Source organism: Anaerophaga thermohalophila str. Valhall (assembly GCF_000250735.1).
Lineage (GTDB): Bacteria > Bacteroidota > Bacteroidia > Bacteroidales > Marinilabiliaceae > Anaerophaga > Anaerophaga thermohalophila_A.
In genome coordinates this window covers 1-21,673 of record NZ_AHZV01000251.1, presented here as the reverse complement: position 1 = coordinate 21,673, position 21,673 = coordinate 1, and the positions used below count along the sequence as shown (strand labels likewise).

At 42.0% G+C, this 21,673-nt stretch carries 15 protein-coding genes and 1 pseudogene; 7 read left to right on the top strand and 9 right to left on the bottom strand.

Translation table 11 applies throughout. The features are described from left to right. Positions 1-273: 273 nt before the first annotated feature. The 5 genes and pseudogenes from OQ5_RS0113490 to OQ5_RS0113470 form a co-directional block, all read right to left on the bottom strand. Entirely contained in the window at positions 274-1,020 is a 747-nt protein-coding gene (locus tag OQ5_RS0113490; RefSeq protein WP_016777997.1) for a shikimate dehydrogenase family protein, read from the bottom strand. A 4-nt stretch (positions 1,021-1,024) separates the two neighbouring features. Next, a pseudogene (locus tag OQ5_RS21120) lies at positions 1,025-1,887 on the bottom strand (DUF368 domain-containing protein). Between the two features lie 31 nt (positions 1,888-1,918). Next, on the bottom strand, positions 1,919-2,686 hold the full coding sequence (locus tag OQ5_RS0113480) for a phosphosulfolactate synthase (RefSeq protein WP_026055299.1): 768 nt from the start codon (positions 2,684-2,686) through the stop codon (positions 1,919-1,921). Continuing rightward, positions 2,676-4,121 carry a tetratricopeptide repeat protein gene (locus OQ5_RS0113475; protein ID WP_016777994.1) on the bottom strand — a complete coding sequence of 482 codons (1,446 nt, stop codon included), beginning with the start codon at positions 4,119-4,121 and terminating at the stop codon, positions 2,676-2,678. The genes OQ5_RS0113480 and OQ5_RS0113475 overlap by 11 nt, the downstream gene beginning before the upstream one ends. A gap of 119 nt (positions 4,122-4,240) precedes the next feature. Then, positions 4,241-5,767 (bottom strand): DUF4301 family protein, encoded by a 1,527-nt coding sequence (locus tag OQ5_RS0113470; protein ID WP_016777993.1) that lies wholly within the window; start codon positions 5,765-5,767, stop codon positions 4,241-4,243. A gap of 406 nt (positions 5,768-6,173) precedes the next feature. Between OQ5_RS0113470 and OQ5_RS0113465 the strand changes: the two genes are divergently transcribed. The 4 genes from OQ5_RS0113465 to OQ5_RS0113455 are packed head-to-tail and all read left to right on the top strand — an operon-like array spanning position 6,174 to position 9,072. Then, on the top strand, positions 6,174-7,403 hold the full coding sequence (locus OQ5_RS0113465) for an OmpP1/FadL family transporter (protein ID WP_016777992.1): 1,230 nt from the start codon (positions 6,174-6,176) through the stop codon (positions 7,401-7,403). Positions 7,404-7,456: 53 nt separating this feature from the next. After that, positions 7,457-8,071 (top strand): hypothetical protein, encoded by a 615-nt coding sequence (locus OQ5_RS24745; RefSeq protein WP_255297537.1) that lies wholly within the window; start codon positions 7,457-7,459, stop codon positions 8,069-8,071. Then, positions 8,022-8,816, top strand: a complete 795-nt coding sequence (locus OQ5_RS24740; RefSeq protein ID WP_255297536.1) for a hypothetical protein — start codon at positions 8,022-8,024, stop codon at positions 8,814-8,816. The genes OQ5_RS24745 and OQ5_RS24740 overlap by 50 nt, the downstream gene beginning before the upstream one ends. After that, positions 8,803-9,072 (top strand): sigma-70 family RNA polymerase sigma factor, encoded by a 270-nt coding sequence (locus OQ5_RS0113455; RefSeq protein WP_016777990.1) that lies wholly within the window; start codon positions 8,803-8,805, stop codon positions 9,070-9,072. The genes OQ5_RS24740 and OQ5_RS0113455 overlap by 14 nt, the downstream gene beginning before the upstream one ends. Positions 9,073-9,259: 187 nt before the next feature. On the opposite strand, the gene OQ5_RS0113450 is transcribed toward OQ5_RS0113455, so the two are convergent. The 3 genes from OQ5_RS0113450 to OQ5_RS0113440 all read right to left on the bottom strand — a co-directional run bounded on the left by OQ5_RS0113450 (position 9,260) and on the right by OQ5_RS0113440 (position 15,021). Further along, complete coding sequence (locus OQ5_RS0113450; RefSeq protein ID WP_016777989.1) at positions 9,260-12,505, bottom strand: S41 family peptidase; 3,246 nt, start codon at positions 12,503-12,505, stop codon at positions 9,260-9,262. Positions 12,506-13,278: 773 nt separating this feature from the next. Next, a complete protein-coding gene (locus tag OQ5_RS0113445) occupies positions 13,279-13,797 on the bottom strand; it encodes a nitroreductase family protein (protein WP_016777987.1) in 519 nt (172 codons plus the stop codon). 819 nt (positions 13,798-14,616) lie between these two features. After that, on the bottom strand, positions 14,617-15,021 hold the full coding sequence (locus tag OQ5_RS0113440; RefSeq protein ID WP_016777986.1) for a response regulator: 405 nt from the start codon (positions 15,019-15,021) through the stop codon (positions 14,617-14,619). Between the two features lie 290 nt (positions 15,022-15,311). On the opposite strand from OQ5_RS0113440, the gene OQ5_RS0113430 reads away from it, so the two are divergent. Together OQ5_RS0113430 and OQ5_RS0113425 are read left to right on the top strand one after the other, a co-directional pair. Continuing rightward, on the top strand, positions 15,312-17,912 hold the full coding sequence (locus OQ5_RS0113430; RefSeq protein ID WP_016777984.1) for a serine hydrolase domain-containing protein: 2,601 nt from the start codon (positions 15,312-15,314) through the stop codon (positions 17,910-17,912). A gap of 52 nt (positions 17,913-17,964) precedes the next feature. Further along, entirely contained in the window at positions 17,965-19,416 is a 1,452-nt protein-coding gene (locus OQ5_RS0113425) for a transglycosylase SLT domain-containing protein (RefSeq protein WP_016777983.1), read from the top strand. Positions 19,417-19,483: 67 nt separating this feature from the next. Here OQ5_RS0113425 and OQ5_RS0113420 read toward each other — a convergent pair whose 3' ends face one another. Further along, complete coding sequence (locus OQ5_RS0113420) at positions 19,484-20,791, bottom strand: M18 family aminopeptidase (RefSeq protein WP_016777982.1); 1,308 nt, start codon at positions 20,789-20,791, stop codon at positions 19,484-19,486. A gap of 399 nt (positions 20,792-21,190) precedes the next feature. Here OQ5_RS0113420 and OQ5_RS0113415 point away from each other — a divergent pair, with 399 nt between their 5' ends. Next, positions 21,191-21,484: a hypothetical protein gene (locus tag OQ5_RS0113415; protein WP_016777981.1), complete on the top strand. Its 294-nt coding sequence runs from the start codon at positions 21,191-21,193 to the stop codon at positions 21,482-21,484. Positions 21,485-21,673: the final 189 nt, after the last annotated feature.

Sequence of the window (21,673 nt, the reverse complement as noted above, 5' to 3'; positions counted from 1 at the left end):
AGCTCCGCAGCTTTTTGTTTTTCTTATTAAATAATTCTACCGTTCTGTCGCCGCTCCGCGGCTATTAACTGCTGTTATAGGGTTGACAATACTAAAACCGAGGAGCGGTGACAGAGCATTAATTTTACCAAAAAAATACGAATATCAGGGGTAAGACATTAACAACCTGTTTTAATTCATCAGTATAAAATTAGTCTAAGTTATTGGTCTGATGGAACTCGCATGATTGAAGGTTATACATGTTCTTTAGTGACAAACCTTGTCATGCTTGTTTCATTCCTGTTTAAAAATTTCCCACGCGGCTTCGGCCTGAAGATGCAACATTTCAAGTCCGTTTTTCGTGACTGCTCCGTTTTCTGCACATTTTTTCAGGAACAGTGTTGTTTGCGGATTGTATATCAGATCGAATGCGAGATGTTCTTCCGTAATGCCCTGGTAGGGGATGGGAGGAAATGCTTCTGTTCTGGGAGACATTCCCAGCGGGGTTGTATTAATAATGACCTTGTAGTCGTTTATGATTTCAGCAGTCAGAGATTCATACGACACTTGAGAAGGATGCTTTGGGGCCCTTGATACAAAACGGTAAAGCAGTCCCATCTGCTTTAGAGCATAAGCCACAGCCTTGGATGCGCCACCGGTTCCAAGTATCAGCGCTTTTTTATGATGGGCTTTCATCAGAGGAGCAACAGACCTGGAAAAACCTACTATATCAGTGTTAAATCCTTTTAAGTAAGGCTTTTCTTTTTCCCAATTGATATTAATTACATTCACGGCCCCTGTTTCTCGTGCAACCGGATCAATTTCGTCAAGGTACTTCATAACCTCTTGTTTGTAGGGTATGGTAACATTTAACCCGGCAAGGTAGGGGTGTTTTCTTAACAGTTCCGGAAACTGATCAATGCCTGAAATAGGGAAATTCAAATACCTGGCATCAATGTTTTCCCGGTTGAATTTTTCGGTAAAGTATTTTTGAGAAAACGAATGTTCCAGCGGATAGCCAATTAATCCGTAGGTTTCCATAAGATTACTCTTTTTGTTTTTTTTCAGCCCATATTTCGGTTATTGCTATACTCAGAATGCCTAAGGTAATAAAAATAACTGCCAAAATAAACTGGTGGTTGATTTCAGGCAGAAACCATTCGTAGGCAACAACTTTGGTTTTGTCGCCAAAAGCCCGGGTAATCTCGTTTTTCCATGGCCATAATATGCCCAGGGAACCTAAAATGAAACCGGAAAGCAAGGCAATTGTGGAGTCGGGGAAACGGTTTATCAACCAGGATAAAAAGCGGCTGAAAAGTACCAATCCGGCTACTGCACCGATTCCAACGGGCAACAATATTCCAAGGTCAAAATTGTTGACCGCCTCAATCATCACCAGATGGTAATTGCCCATCAGAACCAACACAAATGAGCCGCTCAAACCGGGTAATATCATGCTGCAAATGGCAACTACCCCGCATATAATCAGATAAAAAACGAGCTGTTTTCTGATGCCGGTGTGAGCACCGAAATGGAAATGGCAACTGCGGCACCCGTAACAAAAGAGATTACAGCGCCTGCATGCCATTTGTTAACTGTTTTTCCGACAAAATAGACAGAAGCCAGCACCAGCCCGAAAAAGAAGGACCAAACATATATGGGATGATGCTGAAACAAATATTCCAGCAACTTTGCCAAAGAAATAATGGCTGTAAATATTCCGGCAAAAAGATATAGCAGGAAAGCCAGGTCGGTATGCCGGGCAAACTCCCTGAATTTTCCACGCAACAGGAGTTTTATAGCTGTGGCATCAAACGATTTTATGGCGTTTATCAGCCGGACAAAGATGCCGGTAATTAATGCAATGGTGCCTCCCGAAACGCCGGGAATGACATTGGCGGCACCCATTGCAACTCCTTTCAGGAAAGGCAACAATGTTTTATTTAGCATCAGGCAGAAAGTCTAAAAGAGTATCACCACGAAGACCTAAACGCAGGGTTTCGAGAGGAATAACCTCTCCGGGTGCAATGTTCCCAAGGTTCACATTGTGCCCAAAATGCTTGATAAACCATACCTGTTGCGGCTTTTGAGGTGCTTCCCACAAAATATTATCGGCATCCAAATGTGTGCGGATATCTTCGATAAGCTGAAGGTTGGCCGAACCGTCTTTGTTATAAATACCGGTAGTTCCGCTTTCCCGGGCTTCGGCTATTACTTTCCATGCGCCGGCTTCCAGTTCGGTCTTCATCATTGAAATCCATTCGGTGTTGGGAATGACTTTATTGGCAATTTTTGACCCGACTTCGCTGACAACAATATATTCTTTGGCCAGGTCTTCGATGTACTTTAATTTGTCTTCATGATTAAGCGAAATAGTGCCGTCGCTCACTTCAACATATTCCATTCCAAAACGGTCGAGATAACGACGAAACTCATCGAATAAACCGCGGGCCACAAAAGCTTCGAACAGAGTGCCACCGAAATAAGCATTTAATCCGGCTTCGCGATAAATATTTAGTTTGGCTTCAAGACTGGGAACCAAAAGGCTGGTTCCAAACCCAAGTTTCACCAGGTCGGTGTATGGGGCGTTTCCTTCAACAAAGTTTTCCGATTCTCTTACGCTCAGGCCTTTATCCATCATCATGGTAAGACCGTATTGACGAGGTTTTTCGGGTCGTTCTGGTAAATTTGGTAAATTAAAATTCATAATTCCCATTATTGAGTTCGATTAAACTGGTCAATTTTTTATTGTTTTTGGCTATTGCGATAATTTCCGGAAAGGTATCTGTGAATTCTTCCATAAAACCGGGAGCATATACGGATGCCTCTTCAAGGTGGTAAATCCCGTTGTCGAAGTTTTCAGTGATCAGAAGATGGTAGGCAGCCAGCATATATTGAAACGAGCCGGTTTCTATAAATTCGGGGGTATATTGATCCACAAAAATTTCAATGTTATATTCGGGGTTAAGCGCCAGGTTCAGTTTGTACAGAGCCACCAAATGCCGGAAATCCTTTCGGTTGCTTAAAGCGGCTTTTTTGAAGAATTTTTTTGAAAGTTCCCACTCTTCATCCAGGACATACGATTGACCCATAAGATGGTAAAATGTACCCAACTCTTCATCGGTCATTAACTCCTTTTCGGCCAGTGCCTGATTGATGACCTCCCTGCAAGCCTGAGGTTCGTGCTGTTCAAGATAGAAGCGGGCAAAACCTTCCCAGGCATCAAAATCCATAAAATCAGTATTCACTGCCATTTTAAAAAACTGCACGGCTCTGGATGAATTTCCCAGATGGTTCCAGCAATCGGCAATATAGTGCAGACATTTTGCCTGTCGTATCTCGTAAGAGATACATTCGAGATAGCTTTCAAGTGCTTCCAGGTATCTGTTTTGCTGGGCAAGGCTGTTACCTTTATTAAAATGTGCCTGGGCATGATCGGGACTGATTGCCAGGCAAAAATCAAATGCATTGTTTGCCTCCTTAAGCCTTTCAAGCTTTACAAGCGAAATGCCCGCATTGTACCAGGCATTTTCCGAGTAAGGATTAATGTTGAGTAGTTCTTCATAAATATTAAAAGCCTTCTGGTTTTCGCCAACTTTATCCAATGCATAAGCCAGTTCAAAGAGAAGGTTTTCGTCGTCACTAATCTCACTGTAACGTTCCGAGAGTATTTTAATGGTTGCTTCGTATTCGTAAAACTGATTAAGATACAGAACAACATCTAAAAGGACCTCTTCCTCGTCGCTGAAAGCAAACTTAAGACCATTCTCAAATGTTTGAAGGGCTTTTTCGTTTAGTCCGTCGCGCAAATAAGCATATCCCAGATTTAAATACACTTCGGGATTGGATTTTTCGATTCGAAGTAGATTTTCGAGAAGTATAATTGCTTTGGAAAGTTGTCCTTTCTCAATGTAGAGTATGGCTTCTTTTATTTTTAGAGTAGAGGCGCCCGGGTGCTGGCGGATACCTAATTTTATAATTCTTTCGGCTTTATTAAACTGAAGTTTATCTATATAGAAATCAAAAATATTTTCAATGCTGTGCACGTCAAAGAAATATTCCTGCCCGCTGTACTCCATCTTCTCAAACCGTTCGACGGCTTCTTTGATTTCATTAAAATGTGCAGACCACGATTCAAACATAAGCACTAATTTTAATCATGCAAAAGTACACATTCTTTATGGAAAGCCAATATTATAAATGAAGGTTGAGGCTAAGGTTGAGGTTTAGGTTGAGGTTTAGGTTGAGGCTAAGGCTAATTTCAGGTTTGATGTGCCGGTCGCAAAAGATCATTGACTGTCTTAACCGGATTGAATGTTTCAACCGGTACTTCAACAAAAATGGTCAGCCAGTTGGCCATGGCTCCGTTCCAGAGACCGGGTCGTTCCAACGCTTTAATAGTCTTTCCATTGACTGATTTTTTGGAGATAAAGCCGGTTTCCTCATCGATGTATCCTGATAAATCAAATTTTTCTCCTTTATGATTTTTGGTAATACATACTAAATCGACAGGGTTGAAGTGTGTGCTGGCTTCAAATATTGCTTTCTGTCCGGGGTCATCCAGGTTGAGTTGCGAACTCTCTACGATCTGGAGGGTTTCCTGGCCAAACTGGTCCCTTACCCAGAACGGGCCGCCTCCGGGTTCACCTTCGTTTTTTACCATTCCGCATACCCTGACGGGGCGGTCCAGAAACTTCAAAAGATAGGCGGCCTGTTCACCCATAGACGTATCAGCCAGATGACCGGGAATGTCTGTGTGAAGAAATTCCTTCATGAACTTCCTGATTTCAATGATGAGTTCGATCGAAAGCTCCTCTTCAATTTTGTCGATATAGCCGAATACTTTGTTGCGAATATCCAGGGCCAGACCGGCCAGTGCCTTCTTGTAATCCACAATTTTCTGCAGCAGATGTTCGGGTACAACATTATCAATATTCTTGATGAAGATAATTCCGGCATCACAGTCGTTCAGATTTTCTATGAGTGAACCGTGACCTCCGGGCCGGAAAAACAACCGGCCGTTTTCATCGCGAAAGGGCGTATTATCAGGGTTGACTGCAATAGTGTCGGTATGTGGTTTCTGAAAACTGAAGGAAACATCAAAAGAAGCTCCCGTGCTTTTTTCTGCCTTTGATTTGTCTTTGTTGAGCTGTTTTCTGAAATACTCGAGATGTTCGGGGCTGACGGTGAAATGGACTTTGGTTTCATCATTTATATTTTTCGCATATTGTGACCCCTCAAACAGATGCTCGGTCATAGCTGCACGTGGTCCGTCTTTGTAATGATGAAAAAGGATAAGTCCCTTAGGAAGGAAACCGTAATTCAGACCATCCTTATCCAGTACCTTTTGGATTATCTCTTTGGCCAGCGGGTATCTTGCTTCTGTTTGGTCGATATCGTGGTTTTTAAAATAACTCTTTAGCTGATCATAAAAAGCAAACTTGTGCAAATGATTTAAAAACTGGAGGACCGGATGATCGTCGGGCAGTGTTTCCGGACTTTCCGGTTTTTCAAGGTACTGGTAAAGGGATTTGAACATACGGGTAGCGGCGCCCGAGGCAGGAACAAATTTCAGGGGCTCAAGATTATTTTTGATTTCCTCGCTGTAAATGTTTTTATAATGTTCGATCATTGGCTCCGAAAAAGGAACAATGCCATCGGTTAGTGTTGCCGGTCGTTCTATCTTCAGTGGAGGAAATCCTTTTTTGAACCTCTCGATCTGCTGTTCCACAGAGTCTGTGGAAAGGCCTTTTTCTTTAAGTTGTTCGATATCGGATTGTTGAAGCATATCTGTTGTGTTTTTTGTTTCGGGAATGTAATAAAATTTTCCTGTGAGAGCAAACGAATGACGTGAGTCGGCTTGTGTCCTTTTGTGCCAATTAAAGAAAAAGTACTTTAATTATTTTCGACTTTTTCGTTTGAATTTATTCGACCCGGAGTAACTTATTTTTAAATTTCATTTTGTTAACATATTGGTAATCAATAAAATAATATTTAGACTTTTTGAATAAATGAATATAGAACATAAATGTTCTCATCGTCGAATTACTCAGCTAATGCCGGTCAAAAGATATTAATTACTTTCGACCGTCTTTTGGTTAAGGCCAGGTAGTGCCTGTCCATAAACTCGCAAGAAATTTTAATCGTAAATATTTGATTGTCAATTCATAAACAAATAACAGAGTAGTGATATTATGAAGTATTTATTTTTAACTTTTGCAGCTGTTATGCTGTTAACGTTTCCTGTAAAAGCAGAAGGCTACCAGGTGAATTTGCAGGGACAAAAACAAACTGGTATGGGACATACCGGAACCGGTCTTTTGTTGGGACCGTCATCGATCCATTTTAATCCCGGTGCCCTGTCTTTTCTGGAGGGTAAATATTTTTTTTCTGGCGGGATAAGCGGGGTAATTTCGAGTAATACTTTTGTCAAAGCTCAACCTTCGGTCTATTCTGCTGAAAGTGATAACCCCATGGGAACGCCGTTTACTTTTTACGGTGCAACCCGGCTCAATGAAAGACTGGTTGTTGGAATCGGGGCCAACTCGCCCTATGGTAATTCACTAAAATGGGGCGATGACTGGGATGGCCGGTATTTGATTCAGGATATTTCTTTACAGGCTATTTATGTACAACCTACGGTTTCGTATGCCATCACTCCGAATATCAGTATAGGTGGCGGTCCTGTTGTAGTTTTCGGAAGCGTTGACCTGAATAAGGCACTCCCTTTGGAATCGGCTGATGGAGAAGGTGGAGTGAATTTAAAAGGGAGTACTACCGCCTACGGATATAACTTAGGTTTGTTTTTCAGAGTAAGTCCGAAATTGACGGCCGGAGTCAATTACCGGGCTGAGGTATTGATGAAATTGGAAGGAGGAGATGCTATTTTTACTGTCCCCCCCAGCATGGCCGGAAATTTCCCCGACAATAATACTTTCTCGGCAGAATTGCCGATGCCATCCAACCTGACCTTTGGTATTGGCTGGAAAGCAACAGACAAACTATTGCTTGCTTTAGATATACAAAGCGTTGGATGGTCATCGTATGACGAACTGACCTTTGACTTTGAAGAAAATACAGCGGCTCTGCAGGACTCAGAGAATCCAAGAAATTTTGAGAACACGATGATTTATCGTATCGGGGCAGAATATGCAGCTTTGGAGTCCTTAAAAGTCAGAGCCGGCATTTATTATGACGAAACTCCTATACCTTCGGATTATCTGACTCCGGAAACGCCCGGAACCAATAAAACAGGGATATCCACCGGCTTTTCATGGGATTTGAACGCCAACCTTACCGTTGATGCTTCCCTGTTATATATTGCCGGCGAAGAACGTGAAGATGGATATGCCCCGTTGAATTTCTATGGCACTTATAATACATCGGCCTGGATACCGGGAATTGGACTGAGCTGGTCGTTTTAATGTCAATATCGAAAACAGTTACGCATTATTCAAAAACTGAAAAGAATATTAGTATGATTAAGAGAGCTATATATTTTATTTTTTTTGCAGGATTACTTTTGTCGTGCGAAAAAGAAATTGATGTACCGACGCCCCAAAGTGGAAATACTGATTTTTCGGTATTTGTTTCGCTTGGAGATTCATATACGGCCGGGTATACAAACGGGGCGCTTTCGGCCGATGGCCAAAGGTCGGCCTTTGCTACTCTGATGGCCCGGCAAATTTCGGAAGTTGGCGGCGGCAACTACACCGTTCCGTTGCTTCCGGAAGGAACAAGTGTGAGTTCATCACTCGGTGGAGAAATGATATTGAAGGTTACTGAATCCGGTTTGTCCCCAGTCGCCACTGAAGGAAATCCCGAATTGTTAACAGATCCATCCACCTGGATCAATGAAGATGCACCTTACCACAATCTGGGCATACCGGGGGCCAAAAGTTATCATCTGGTTACACCGGAATATGGTGACCCCGGGCAGGGTCCGGGAAATTTTAATCCGTTTTATGCACGCTTTGCTTCTGAACCCGGAGTATCGACAGCTCTGACGGATGCTTTGGCACACAACCCCACATTTTTTAGTTTTGTGGATTGGCGGAAACGATGTGCTGGGTTATGCCCTGGGCGGAGGTGAAGGTGAAACAGGGGGTACCGGCGAATCCGATATAACGAACGAAGCTTTATTTACACAAGGCTTTAACACTGTGTTAGGACAATTATCAGAAATTGAGGCTGGGGGAGTAGTAGCTACCATCCCCGATATTGACATGTTGCCCTTTTTCAACGTTATACAGCCCAATGCTTTGGAACTGGATGCAGAGCAGGCCGCAGCACTGAATGAGGCTTATGCTCCATACAATGCAGCTGCAGGCCGGTACGGACTGGATGAAATCTCTTTTTCAGAGGGGTACAACTTTTTCGTGATAGAAGATCCTTCGCTTCCGCTCGAAATGCGGCAAATTAAATCCGGCGAAAAAATTATTCTGAGTCTTCCGCAGGATAGTATTTCAGATGCCGGCTGGGGTACATCAAACCCTGTTCCGGAAGAGTATGTCCTTGATGAACAGGAACTGGCCAATATTTCGGAAGCCACCGCTGCTTTTAATGACATTATTCGTAATAGTGCCTCTCAATTCGATCTGGCGCTGGTTGAAACGGATGAACTTTTGGAGGAAACTGCTGAGGGTATAATCGTTGATGGAATTACTTATTCCAATGAATATGTTACGGGAGGTATTTTTTCCCTGGATGGTATCCATGTTACCGGCCGGGGCTCTGCAATAGTTGCCAATGCTTTTATAGATGCGATAAATGAGCATTACGGCAGTTCTGTCCCGCATGTGGTTGTGAACGATCAGGAAGGAATTGTGTTTCCGTGATGAGATTGAGGATTACAACAGGTTTATCGAAGATTTTAATAATCTGGTGTTGCAGGAGTTGTCCAGATTTCCGGTTGAAAAGAGAACGACTTTCGATTTTTACTTTAATGAGGGGTTATCACTTGAAGAAATAAGCCGTATTCGCAACATTCCTGAAAGGGAGGTCAGGAGAACTGTGAATGAGATTAATTCGCATCTTACTTCGGCGCTTAAAGATTGGTTTGAAGCTAATTACAGAAAAACCGGCGAAGCGTGAAGAATCGAAATTCTGCTTTTTTCCAAAAGAATTGAGGGTGTCTAAAAAGTCTCCATTTTTGTTATCCAAAATTATGAAAAGGTTTCACAGTATTAATAGTGAAATTATTCACAGCCTTCAGAATGAGAACAAACAACAATTTTTGACTTTTTAGACAACCTCAATAGTATTCAATTAGAAAATACACTTATTTTACGGGTGCTTCCGGGATTTCCGGGAGCGGTTTACGTTGGTCCAGTTGTTCCATTACTACTTCAATGGCTTTATTTAGCTGTTGATCCTCACCGTTAAATTCTTTCCACGGGTCGTTTTCAATGACGATGTCGGGTGTTACACCAACGCCTTCAATCATCCAATCGCCTTCCATTGAAAGAGAAGTGAATTGCGGAATACGCAGGTCGGTACCATCGATAAACGGTAGCGGGCCGGTGATTCCTACTATGCCTCCCCATGTACGGGTACCGATGGTTGTTCCTATTCCTAAGGCTCTAAATCCGTGCGCGAACAGGTCGCCATCCGAAGCAGAATACTTGTCAATAAGCGCAACTTTCGGACCAACAAGTGTTGCGCGGGGAACAGGGGTTACTTCAGGCGAATTTCTCCGCATATTGACCCGGTAGGCTTCACGAGCCAGGCGTTCAAGTATCATGGGCGATACGTTCCCACCGCCATTTCCGCGGTCGTCAATGATCAGTCCTTTCTTGTCGAGTTGCGGGTAGAAGAAGCGAACAAACTTATTCAGTCCGTTGGGGCCCATATCGGGAATGTGAATGTACCCGATCTGACCGTTTGTTGCCTCGGTTACCTTGCGAATGTTTTCGTTGACCCATTTGTAGTAATAAAGCTCACTTTCGTCGGCGATGGGCGTAACAAGTACTTTTTTGGCATCTTCGGTTACCGGTTCGCTGTTTACCAACAATTCAACGGTTTGTCCGGCCTTGCCTGCTAATAATTCGAAAATGTTATTGACTGATTTCGTCGATTGCCGGTCTACTCCCAGAATGTAATCTCCTTCGCTAACATCGACCCCGGGTGCCTGTAAAGGCGATTGCAAATTGTCGCTCCAGGGAGCACCATCCAGGATGCCGGTAATTTTGAAGTAGCCTGACTCATGAGGTTGGATGGTAGCCCCAAGCAGTCCTGTTTTGATACGTTCGGGCTCAGGTGCTTCGCCGGTGTTAATGTATGCGTGGCCTGCATTGAGTTCGCCAATCATTTCACCAATTACATAGTTCAGATCGTTCCGATGATTAACGTATGGCACCAATGCTTTATATTTATCGTGAATAGCCTGCCAGTCACGGCCGTGCATGTTTTCCACGTAGAAAAAGTCACGCATCTGGCGCCAGGCTTCATCAAAGATTTGTTGCCATTCGGCGCGGTAGTCCACTTTTGTTTTCATAGCTGAAAGGTCGATGGGGTCCTCAATTTTTATGGATGATGAAGGGAGGTCAATTACCTTCCAGGTTTTATCTTTGCCTACCAGCATTTTTTTATTATCGGGTGAAAGTGTGTAACTGTAATCACCCAACGCCTCTTCTTTCTCTTTCTCAAGATCGAAAACGAATAAACCTTTGCCTTCTTCTTTAACCTGGAACTGGCGATTGTAATAAACCTTGCCGTTAACACAGTTAATGCTGTAATAATGTCCCGGATCGACAGGTAATGCAACGATGCGCCGGTCGATACCGTCAAAGTCGATTTTTACAGTAGTATCTTTTTTCGGCTCATCGTTATTTTTCTTTTCTTTTTCTTCTTCTTTTTTCTGTTCAACGGGCTTTACATCTTTATTTTCAGGAGCAAATGGTGAAGGTGTTGCCTTGTCCAGGATGGCAAAATAGACCCTGTATGAATTGATATAGGCATGGTTCCACTCGGTTTCGCTGTATGTGGGACTAAAATCACGCTGAGATGTAAAGAACAGATATTTTCCGTCGTCGGAAAAAGCCGGATAGCCGGAGTCGTACCATTTTTCTGTAATCATTTGGATATCCCCGGTTTCGATGTTGGCCACTTTAATCACATCCATCTGATTGGACATACCGTCGGTAAAAGCAAGCCACCGGCTGTCGGGACTCCAGGCAAAATCGCCAAGTTGGGAATAATCGCTTCTGGTTATGAGGCGTGTGTCGCCGGTTGGCACTTCAGTTATCATCAGGCGATAATGCTGGTCGTTCCAGGCAATATATCGACTGTCGGGACTCCAACTGATATTAAATTTATAAGTGTCTGCTCCGGATGTAAGTTGCCTGGCTTCTCCTTCACCGTCGGCAGGTTTTATCCAGATTTCGTATTCACCGCTTTGGTCGGACAGCCAGGCCATCCATTTTCCGTCGGGCGAATATTCGGCATCGCGGTCGTGAACGCCCGGCGTACGCGTGTGATTATAAGTGATACCTTCTTCGGCCGGGACAGAGAATAATTCTCCCCGGGCTGAAAAAAGGACGCGTTCGCCGGCAGGAGAGAGGCTTGCCCCCGCAATATTATCAGATACATCTTTGATTTCTTCACGTGCGTATATCATGTCGTTGTTGATGGTTACCGGAATCTGGCGGAGTTCCCTGGTTTTGGCATCAAAGGTGAAAAGATAACCGCCTTTTTCGAAAACTATGGTGTGCCCATGGTGGGAGGGAAACTTGATGTCGTAATCGGTGAAATCGGTAATTTTTTCTGTTTCGCCGGTATTGGTGTTAAATACGAACAGGTTCATGGTGCGGTCACGATCCGAGAGGAAGAATATCTCGTCTTCGATCCACATCGGAAAGATGTCCTGTGCATCATTGTCGGTGACGGCTTTGGTTTCATGAGTGTTGAAATCGTGAATCCAGATTTCATCGGCCATTCCGCCCCGATAATACTTCCAGGTACGAAATTCCCGGAATACACGATTGTAGGCGAGCTTGCTACCATTGGTATTGAAGGATGAAAAGCCTCCCTCGGGAAAAGGCAGTTGCTCGGGCATTCCGCCGTCAACTGGTACTTTGTACAGATGGCCTTTAAACGAATTAAATGATTTTTTTCGGGTTCGGAACACGATGTTTTCACCATCCGGTGTCCAGGTCATAACAATGTTGTTGGGGCCCATGCGGTCGGCCACATCATCTCGTCCCAATGTAGCAGTATAGGTTAAGCGTTTGGGACTACCGCCTTCGGCCGGAACTACAAAAACTTCGGTGTTGCCGTCGTATTGTCCGGTAAAAGCAATACGGGAACCATCGGGGGAAAAGCGGGCAAACATCTCCATCCCCTTATGGGAGGTAATTTTTCGGGCCGTTCCGCCATCGATAGGAACGGTGTAAAGATCGCCGGCATAAGTAAACACAATTTTGTTGTCGCTAATGCCCGGGAAGCGCATCAGACGGGCTTCTTCGGCTACAAGTAAAGCCGGCAACCCAATGAGTAATGATACAAGGAACAGTTTTTTCAGGTTCATAATTTTTATTTTTATGTTATTTAGGTGTAATCTGGTTGAATGTTTGAATGGTGGATTACGCAAGGCCATGAACGTCGCCCGTTTTGGCTTCCCGCCATCCGCCGGCCCGGAAAGCGGACAGGCCGCTGCGCCTTTTAAATCGTACGTGTCTATAAACTCGCAAAAAATTTTTACAGTATGTGTGTCTGTTCTGAAAGTGCCAGTTGCAAGGCTTGCGAAGCCTCCAAAAACGGAGTTTACTACTCGTAAATGAGTATTTTGACGGCGAGCGTAACGCAGCAAATGGTACTTTATGGACCGACACTAATTAATTGGTTACACAATCAATGGCTTAAATCGCCAATATCTCATAATAAAAACTTTGCGTCATTGCGTCTCTGCATTTAGGCTTTTTTAACTGACTATTTATAGAACAAAAACATAAAAATATTCAAAATGTTTGAAATGGGAAAACAGAAGGGGAGATAAAACAATAAACCCCGGCAACAGGAAATTCTTTTTTGCCGGAGTAATTGTGCTACTCAATTCTTAATGAAATCAGACAACTCTTTTTTTCATGGGGACCTGATCAAAACTCCGCAAAGATTTTTAAAATATTGGTAACTAAGTGTTTCTACAATCAACGGCACAGTCCACAACGCTCTTACCCAAAATCCGCAAGCAATTGTTTTATGTAGAGCCCGAGTCAATACGAAAAGCCAAAACAAGAATGCGTAAAAAAATGAGGCTTTCATCGAACAGGGATATTCTGGACTATTTAATGAAGTTTTAGTTTAGAATTTTTCGTAATGCACCCTTTTCCATAAAAGCACTTCTTCGGAATAAGGCTCGCGTTCTTTGGCTTTGTAGCCAAATGCCATTATCCCCAGAACTTCCAGAGGCTCGGGAGCATTAATAATTTTTTTGACGTTTTCGGATGCCAGATTTCCTTCATCATCCATACGCAGCCTGATTTGAATCCATGTAGACCCTAAACCAACCGATTCGGCAGTCATTTGCATCAAAATAGAGGCGATGGAGCAATCTTCGATCCATACATCACTTTTAGCAGGGTCACCTAAAACAACAATTGCCAGGGGAGCGCCGGACAAGAATGCTGATCCATGAGATTTACATTTAGATAAACGTTCCAGCGCTTCAGGATTTTCCACCACGACAAACTCCCACGGTCGATTGTTTTTTGAGGTAGGTGACCATAGAGCAGCTTTGAGCAATTGGTCTATTTTATCTTCCTCTACTTTCTTTGGTTCAAATGTTCTGCAACTTCTGCGTTTTTGGATGAGATTGAGCATAATATTAAGCTATATTTTGCAATAGATCGTTAGATTTTCAGATATAATATAAGATGATTTATTAGTATTTAATTTGCTTAAGTTATTGGCCTAATGGAACTCGCATGCAAGATTTATTCATATTCATATTGTGTCAAACTTTGTCATTTTTGTTTCATTAGTTATATATCTTTAGGTTTTTAGATGAAAGTAATTCAGTCAGTAGTTTTTATTCAGCATTCAGTAATGAGGGTTTGCAGGTACTGACATACTCAAAAACTAACTTCCATGCTGTATGTATTGTTACCGTTACTTTGCATGAATTAAGCAAAGGATATCTGAACATACAAAGAAAATTCCAAAAACAATACAATCAAAAGAAAACCGGATGAATGAAAGATAATATCCGGTAGAATGCGAAAAGTAATATGATAATGACAAAAAAGGTTGTTCAGAATTTCTGACAACCTCCTGAGCATCTCAAACAGACACTCACATAAATGGCCCCGAATCAGACCAAATGTTTTTAGCTAATAAAATATTGTTTAAACATCTCCTCTAACGCGTGACAGAAGGCAAAGGGACATAACAAACCACTATTCACCACTTCCATAATTTAAGAATTTGTAATCCCGGATGATTATGGACAAAATTTAATGAGTATTAAAAATCCTCTGTTAGGTAAATCAATAGATCGTTAGATTATTATATTTAGGTTATAAAATGGTTTGTATCCCGTTGAAAATCTGCATTTTACAAAAAACAAATTATTGAATATAACCAGTTGAATCTAAGGTGTTTACAAAGCCTAACGGTCTATTGGTAAATGTTTTTAATACATTAACTGTTTAAAAATTTAGAAAGTGTTTCAATTAAAACCTGTAACCGGATTGGTTTGGCCAGATAGTCATCGCAACCGGCCTCCATGCATTTTTCTCTTTCGCCCGACATAACGTGAGCCGTTTGTGCAATTATGGGGACGTCGGGTTTGATCTTCTTAATTTCGCGGGTTGCAGCATAGCCATCCATAACCGGTAATTGCAAATCCATCAATACAAGGTCTACGTCATTATCTTTAAAAAGATCAATGGCCTGCTGACCGTCTTTTGCCCACAAAATTTTAGCACTGGTGCGACGAAGCGCTGCATCAAAAAATATTTTATTGGTATCAACGTCTTCTACAACTAAAATAATTTTATCGCCCCAGTCCTGGTTAAGTGCATTACTTAAATTTGAATCCGACATAACTGATAAGGTTAATATTTGTTTGGTTGACCTTTTCTTTTTTTAGTTTGCCCAAAATAACACTTTATTTTTTAAATTTCCTGAAATTTAGGGTAAAAAATATTGATAATAATGATTCCTTTGGATTATATGGCGGTTTCACTGTTTTTTTGTTGCTTTGGAATTTTGTTGAGGGCGATGATCCATTAATGATATTGTGATAGCAAAGGTTTTTGTGGTAGAAGATAATCGATGTTAAGAATGACGGCCAAAATATTGTTCTGTATATATAGTTTTTTTTAGTTGCCGGAATGGCTGGGATTGCTCAGGTATCTGAATCTGATGCTCTTGCCGGATATTCATACCTTAAGGTGGATTCTATAGAAAATATGAGTCTGGAGCAAAAAATCAGCCTGATACTTATTCCTGCCAACCATCGAGCCGACGGATCGATTGTATATCCCGGTCACAGTAAAAATAATACAGGCCTCTGGACGGAATTTAAGGTACTTAATATAACTAAAGGCTTTAAAACCTCAGATTCTGCCGTTCCCTTTCCCGATTGTCGGGCCATTCAGAATATAGATGATTATCAGATGAAAAGTATTTTAAGAGATGATTTGATAAATTATTTGTCTGATAATAATGCACGGGGTGTACTGGCTTCTTCGTCTTTCTTGTTCGAGAGTCATTCTTATCCTTCCTCGTTGCTGAATTGGCCTCATCGCTATGCCCTATGGCTTTTTTCAGATGTCAGAGATATGTTTCTCAGCATTCCGGCTGCAAGGCTTCCTAAAAAATTATTTTCCGGTAATCAGCCCCTTTCAACAGTTCCATCGCAGAAGGATGACAGTGATATTTTATCTCCATGGGTTGATCATACCGGGAAAGGTGATTTTCATTTTGAGAAAATGATAAGGCAAGGCACGCTGTTTCTGACTTCAGATTATGAATCGGATTTCACCCGTCTGGTCCGAGCCTATCGAAACAGAATGTTGATAGAAGATGATCTGGATGAAGGTTGCAGGAAGATTTTGAATACTATAGGCAAATCGGGCGAACAAAAGGATTTTACTACTGAAAGAGAAATAAAAAGCTGGCTAAAAGAATACGCACGGAGAATAACTTTCGAGAAAGGCATTCATCTTTTTATGCGAAGAGAATCCCCGTTTCTCCCTGCTGATTTGAGTAACATCAGAATAAAAGTGATTTCAGATATTACCGAAAGTCTTGAATCTTCATTTATTTCAATGGCAAAGAATCATCATACAATTACTGTTGCAGACTCTGCCATTGCCGATTATGTGTTCTGGTTGTATGGAAATAAGCCCTTGACCGGGCCAAATCTGAAAGCAAGAGCCCAAAATATACGAAATGAGAATCCGGATGCAAAGATAGCTTTGTTTATGGGTGATCCGTACAATTTTTTTGAAAAGAACACCATTCCTGAGAGTATTGATGCGGCCTTTACAGGCACATCCAATTGGTCTGTGGTGTGGGAATATCTGGCACAGGCTGTCTTCTCAGGAATAAATACTGAAAAAGTTTCACCTCATGAATATTGGTTGAAAAGCATTCGTCCGCTCTCGGTAAGAACTCAGAAATCAAGATTAAAGTTTGGGGTTCCTGAAGAAGTGGCCATGCGAACCGACAGTTTACTGAAAATTGATACTTTAATGTCGGAAGCCATCAAAGAAAAGGCAGTGCCAGGGGGCCAGGTATTAGTAGCCCGCGACGGCATTGTTGTCTGGAACAAAGCCTATGGTAATCATACCTACAATGGAAACAGAAAAGTGGCAAAAAGTGATATTTATGATTTGGCCTCAATAACCAAAATTGCAGCAACGCTTCCTTCGCTAATGAAATTGCATGACCAAAAAAAGTGGTCATTGTCTGACACCCTTGGTGCCTTTTTCCCCGAAGTTGATACTACTGATAAGGCATCCATTACCATACGGGATATTTTACTTCACGAAAGCGGATTGATCTCTTATATCCCCTTCTATTTGGATGCCATTGATAAAGAAAAACTGAAGGGCAGCCTGTTTTCCAGAAGGTTTTCGTGGCTTTACAATATTAAGCTTGATGATTATGTGTATTTAAACCGGACTGTATCCTACCGGGAGGATGTATTTCAGAAATTCCGTGATCAGGTTTTTTCAGTCCCGGTTGCCGATAAATTGTACATGAACAAGTATTATCTGGATACGATGATCGTCAGTATCATTACTTCTCCATTGCGCAGACCACACGATTATCTTTACAGCGATCTTGGATTTTATTTTTTGGGAGAGCTGGTACCGCGGCTTTCGGGTAAACCTTTAAATCAGTTTGCCCGCGAAAAATTTTTTGAGCCGCTGGGAATGATAAATACATCTTTTGTGCCATTGAATCATTTTGAAAAGGAAAGGATTGTCCCCACTGAAAACGACAAAGCCTTTAGAAAACAGTTGCTTCATGGTTGGGTTCACGACCCGGGTGCTGCTATGATGGGTGGAGTTGCCGGTCATGCCGGGCTCTTTTCGAATGCTTTCGATCTTGCCAAAATAATGCAGATGTTCTTAAACAATGGCAATTACGGCGGAAAGGAATATCTGAAAGCAAGTACCGTTGAACTGTTCACCAAACGTTACAACGGCTCAAACCGGCGAGGACTCGGATTTGATAAACCTGAACCTGATACTTCAAAAGTTAGTCCGGCATCAAGACTTGCTTCCCCTTCCTCTTTTGGGCATAGCGGGTTTACAGGAACCCTGGCCTGGGCCGACCCGGAAACCGGAATTATCTATGTCTTTTTGTCCAACAGAGTACATCCTGATCAGTACAACAAAAAATTAATTGAAGATAACTACCGGACAAGAATCCAGGACATTGTATATCGCTCTATAATCAGAAAGAAGAATGACGATTAATTTTGAATTATGATCCTATTTGCATATCTTGTTTATACCAAATTTTGTATTTATGAGAAAATTCTACTTTCCGGTTCTTCTTTCTTTTTTTGTTATCACCTGCACATCTGATGAACAGGTCGGGCTTGAAGTTACCGATAATATTGAAATTACCGAACCACAAGTTAGCAGAGATCTGGAACAGATTAAGGAAGAGGGAGTTCTGAGAGCCATTATGGTTTACAGCAGCACCTCTTATTTTTTGTATCGCGGTCAGCTGATGGGATATGAATATGAACTGCTAAGGCGACTTGCCGAACACATGAATCTAAAGCTTGAGATCGTTCTGGCACGTGATATTAACGATCTGATCAATATGCTCAACAGTGGAGAAGGTGACATTATCGCTCACGGCCTGACGGTAACACAGCGCCGTCGTCAGTTTGTCAGATTTATGGACTATCTCTACCTGACACGCCAGGTACTTGTGCAGCGGAAACCTGATGACTGGCGGCAGATGAAACTTCACGAAATAGAGAAAGAACTTATTTCCGATCCCATTGAACTGATAGGCAAAACTGTTTCGGTGCGGCGAAATTCATCCTATTATAGTCGTCTTGTAAATCTTCAGCAGGAAATTGGTGGAAAGATTAACATCGACACCATTCCGGGAAATTATTCTACTCAGAAAATTATAAAAATGGTGGTTGATGGAGAAATTGACCTGACTGTTGCTGATGAAAATATTGCACGGATTAACAGTTCATATTATCCTATACTCGATGTTGAAACACCAATTAGCTTTTCACAACGCGTTTCCTGGGCGGTAAGGAAAAATTCACCACAGCTTCAGGCAGCCCTGAATGAATGGGGGCGCATGATGCGAGACAATGTTGACTACTATGTGATTTACAATAAATACTTTAAAAACGAAAGGTCTTTCAGAAAAAGAATTGCTTCGGATTTTTACAGCGAAACCTCGAACCGGCTTAGTGCTTATGACAGCATAATAAAGTTCCACGCCAATCGTATTGGCTGGGACTGGCGTTTGATAAGCTCTCTTATTTACCAGGAATCGCGATTCCGTCCTGAAGAACAATCCTGGGCTGGTGCTCAGGGCTTGATGCAACTGATGCCTTCCACCGCCAGAGAACTGGGTGTTTCGGATATAAGCGATCCTGATCAGAATGTCAGGGCGGGTACTGCTTATCTTCATCAACTCTGGAACCGGTGGGAAAGCATTCCTGATTCCACCCAGCGCCTTAAGTTTACCCTGGCCTCATACAATTGTGGCTATTCCCATGTGGTTGATGCCCGCCGTTTGACCCGAAAATATGGTGGGCAACCCCAGGTTTGGGACGATAATGTAGAAAAGTATCTTTTAAATCTGATGTATCCCGAATTTTACAACGACGAAGTGGTTCGCTATGGCTTTGTTATGGGAGAGGAACCCGTCAGCTATGTAGAACAGATATTGCAAAGATATGAACACTATGCACGCCTGATAACCGCGGAGGGTTCCTGAATATCTTGATGAGCACCGCGTTTTCGGGTTTTCTTTATCCCAACCTCAACCTTAGCCTCAACTTCTTTTATCTCCGGTCTTCAAAAAATTTATCAAAAACCCGTATCATATATTCATGGTCTTTAACACCGGCCAGTTCTCTAACCGAATGCATGGCAAGCATGGGATTGCCAACATCTACCGACCGGATATCCAGTTGTGACGTGGACACATTTCCCAAAGTGGAACCCCCGGTCATATCACTTCTGTTGACAAATCTCTGGCACGGAACACCTGCCAGTTGGCATAACGATTCAAAGACTGCACCACTGTCACCATCGGTGGTGTATTTTTGGTTAGCATGAATTTTAATGACCGGCCCCTGATTAATCAGTGGATGTAATACCGGATCGTGTTTCTCGGGATGATTGGGGTGTACTGAATGAGCCATATCTGCCGATATCATAAACGACCGGTAAATGGAACGCTGAATAGATTCTTCATCGTTTCCGAGTTGTTTAAGAATACGGTAGAAAATGTTCTTAAAAACAGGAGATCCGGCCCCCTGTTTCGTTTGGCTGCCAACTTCTTCATTGTCGAAAATGCAGAGCATCTGGGTTGTAGCCGAGGGAGATGCATTGGCTATTGCCTTTACGCCTGCATGAACCATGGCCAAATCATCCAGCCTGGTACTGGAAATAAATTCATTGTCGGGCCCCATGATGCATCCTCTTGAATGCTCTGTGAGTGTTATATCAAAATCCAGTATTCGGCTGGCATCCACACCTGCTTCTCTTGCAAGCATTTCCTTCAGAAACCCTTTTTTCTGGTCTCCTTTATTCAGAATACCGAGCAACGGTAGCATGTCTTTTTGTTTGTTGAGTTCAACACCTTCGTTGACAGACCGGTTTAGGTGAATGGCCAGATTTGGAATAATGACCATTGGACGGTTAAAATTGACCAATTTCATGTCGGGGGAAAAAGGGTCATTTCCCTGAACAGCAACCCTGCCTGCCATTGAAAGCGGTCTGTCGAGCCAGCTCATGAGAATAGGGCCTCCGTAAACCTCGGTATTCAATTTAAGATAATGGTCATCTTCTGTCATTTCCGGTGAGGGTTTAACCTTAAAGGATGGGGAATCACTATGTGCGCAAATTAGTCTGATGCCTGTTTCGGAAGGCTTCTCTTTGCCGGTAATGAAAGCAAACAGGGAGGAACCATTACGGGTTGTGTAATATTTTTTTCCCCTTTCGAGTTTCCATGCATTTTGTAATTCCAGTTTTTCAAATCCGGCTTTTTCTAAAAGTTTAGATGTGTTGTCAACAACATGATAAGGACTGGGGCTTTCATGGATGAAATCAATCAGTTCGGTGGCAAGTTTCAGGTGCTGTTCCATTTTTAATCTTTTTTTAATACGTCATTGAATATAGCGATTCGGTGTTAACAAAACAAAAGTATCATGCTTCTGTTTTCGAAAAAAGGAGTTTTGTTAGCATTCGCTTGAAGTATGGCAATCAACTTTTTGGGTTTTCAGTATTCTTCTTAGAACTGCGTTTTTATATCCGGGTATTTTTCCGATTTAATATAATTGTGTAATTATCAGAATAAAAAGTGATAGGTCTTGAAAATCCTTATTTTTTGTTATAAATTTACTTAAAGGGCTGATAAAAATGTTTAATGATTTTGAAGTGGTATAATATTTGAACATATTTTAATACAATTATTTAATGCATTTTTAATAACGAGAAGGAGGGTAGAATATAAAATCGTGTGCTAAATTCTAAATATTGATGATATGAAACATTATCGTATAAAAGTAAGGGATGATAAAGCAAAATTTCTGGAGGAGTTGTTGCGTTATCTGGATTTTCTGGATTATGAAGAGGTGGAAAATTTTTCTGAACCAAGGGTATATACCAATTTTGAACTGAAATCAAGTCAGGAAAAGAAAAGGAAGCAAAGTAAAATAAAAGAACAGGCCCCTTCTGCCAAGAGTAAGGACAACAAGCAGGAATCATCCGCTGAGAGTTTGCGTGAAGTGCTGGCACGAATTGATCAGATGCGTGACCAGGTGCGAAAAAACAGGTAGTTGTTGAATTCTATGCTGAATTCCATCCATGAGTCTGCTTACGAAAGAACTTTTCAGGAGCAGACTCATTCATAATTATCAGCAGCCTCACAGATTCTCTGTGACTGCCTGAAATATTGCAGGTTAAACCAGGTTAAATCTCTGCGCGAGGTGATTTTTAGGAAATTGTAATCCTCCTTGTTAAGAGAA

Bases quoted from the DNA above. Each gene is read 5' to 3' on its own strand.
- OQ5_RS0113425 (WP_016777983.1), top strand. From the start codon at position 17,965: ATGAGAAAATTCTACTTTCCGGTTCTTCTTTCTTTTTTTGTTATCACC.
- OQ5_RS0113465 (WP_016777992.1), top strand. From the start codon at position 6,174: ATGAAGTATTTATTTTTAACTTTTGCAGCTGTTATGCTGTTAACGTTT.
- OQ5_RS0113490 (WP_016777997.1), bottom strand. From the start codon at position 1,020: ATGGAAACCTACGGATTAATTGGCTATCCGCTGGAACATTCGTTTTCT.
- OQ5_RS0113480 (WP_026055299.1), bottom strand. From the start codon at position 2,686: ATGAATTTTAATTTACCAAATTTACCAGAACGACCCGAAAAACCTCGT.
- OQ5_RS0113470 (WP_016777993.1), bottom strand. From the start codon at position 5,767: ATGCTTCAACAATCCGATATCGAACAACTTAAAGAAAAAGGCCTTTCC.
- OQ5_RS0113415 (WP_016777981.1), top strand. From the start codon at position 21,191: ATGAAACATTATCGTATAAAAGTAAGGGATGATAAAGCAAAATTTCTG.
- OQ5_RS0113475 (WP_016777994.1), bottom strand. From the start codon at position 4,121: ATGTTTGAATCGTGGTCTGCACATTTTAATGAAATCAAAGAAGCCGTC.
- OQ5_RS0113440 (WP_016777986.1), bottom strand. From the start codon at position 15,021: ATGTCGGATTCAAATTTAAGTAATGCACTTAACCAGGACTGGGGCGAT.
- OQ5_RS0113450 (WP_016777989.1), bottom strand. From the start codon at position 12,505: ATGAACCTGAAAAAACTGTTCCTTGTATCATTACTCATTGGGTTGCCG.
- OQ5_RS0113445 (WP_016777987.1), bottom strand. From the start codon at position 13,797: ATGCTCAATCTCATCCAAAAACGCAGAAGTTGCAGAACATTTGAACCA.
- OQ5_RS0113430 (WP_016777984.1), top strand. From the start codon at position 15,312: ATGGCTGGGATTGCTCAGGTATCTGAATCTGATGCTCTTGCCGGATAT.
- OQ5_RS0113420 (WP_016777982.1), bottom strand. From the start codon at position 20,791: ATGGAACAGCACCTGAAACTTGCCACCGAACTGATTGATTTCATCCAT.
- OQ5_RS24745 (WP_255297537.1), top strand. From the start codon at position 7,457: ATGATTAAGAGAGCTATATATTTTATTTTTTTTGCAGGATTACTTTTG.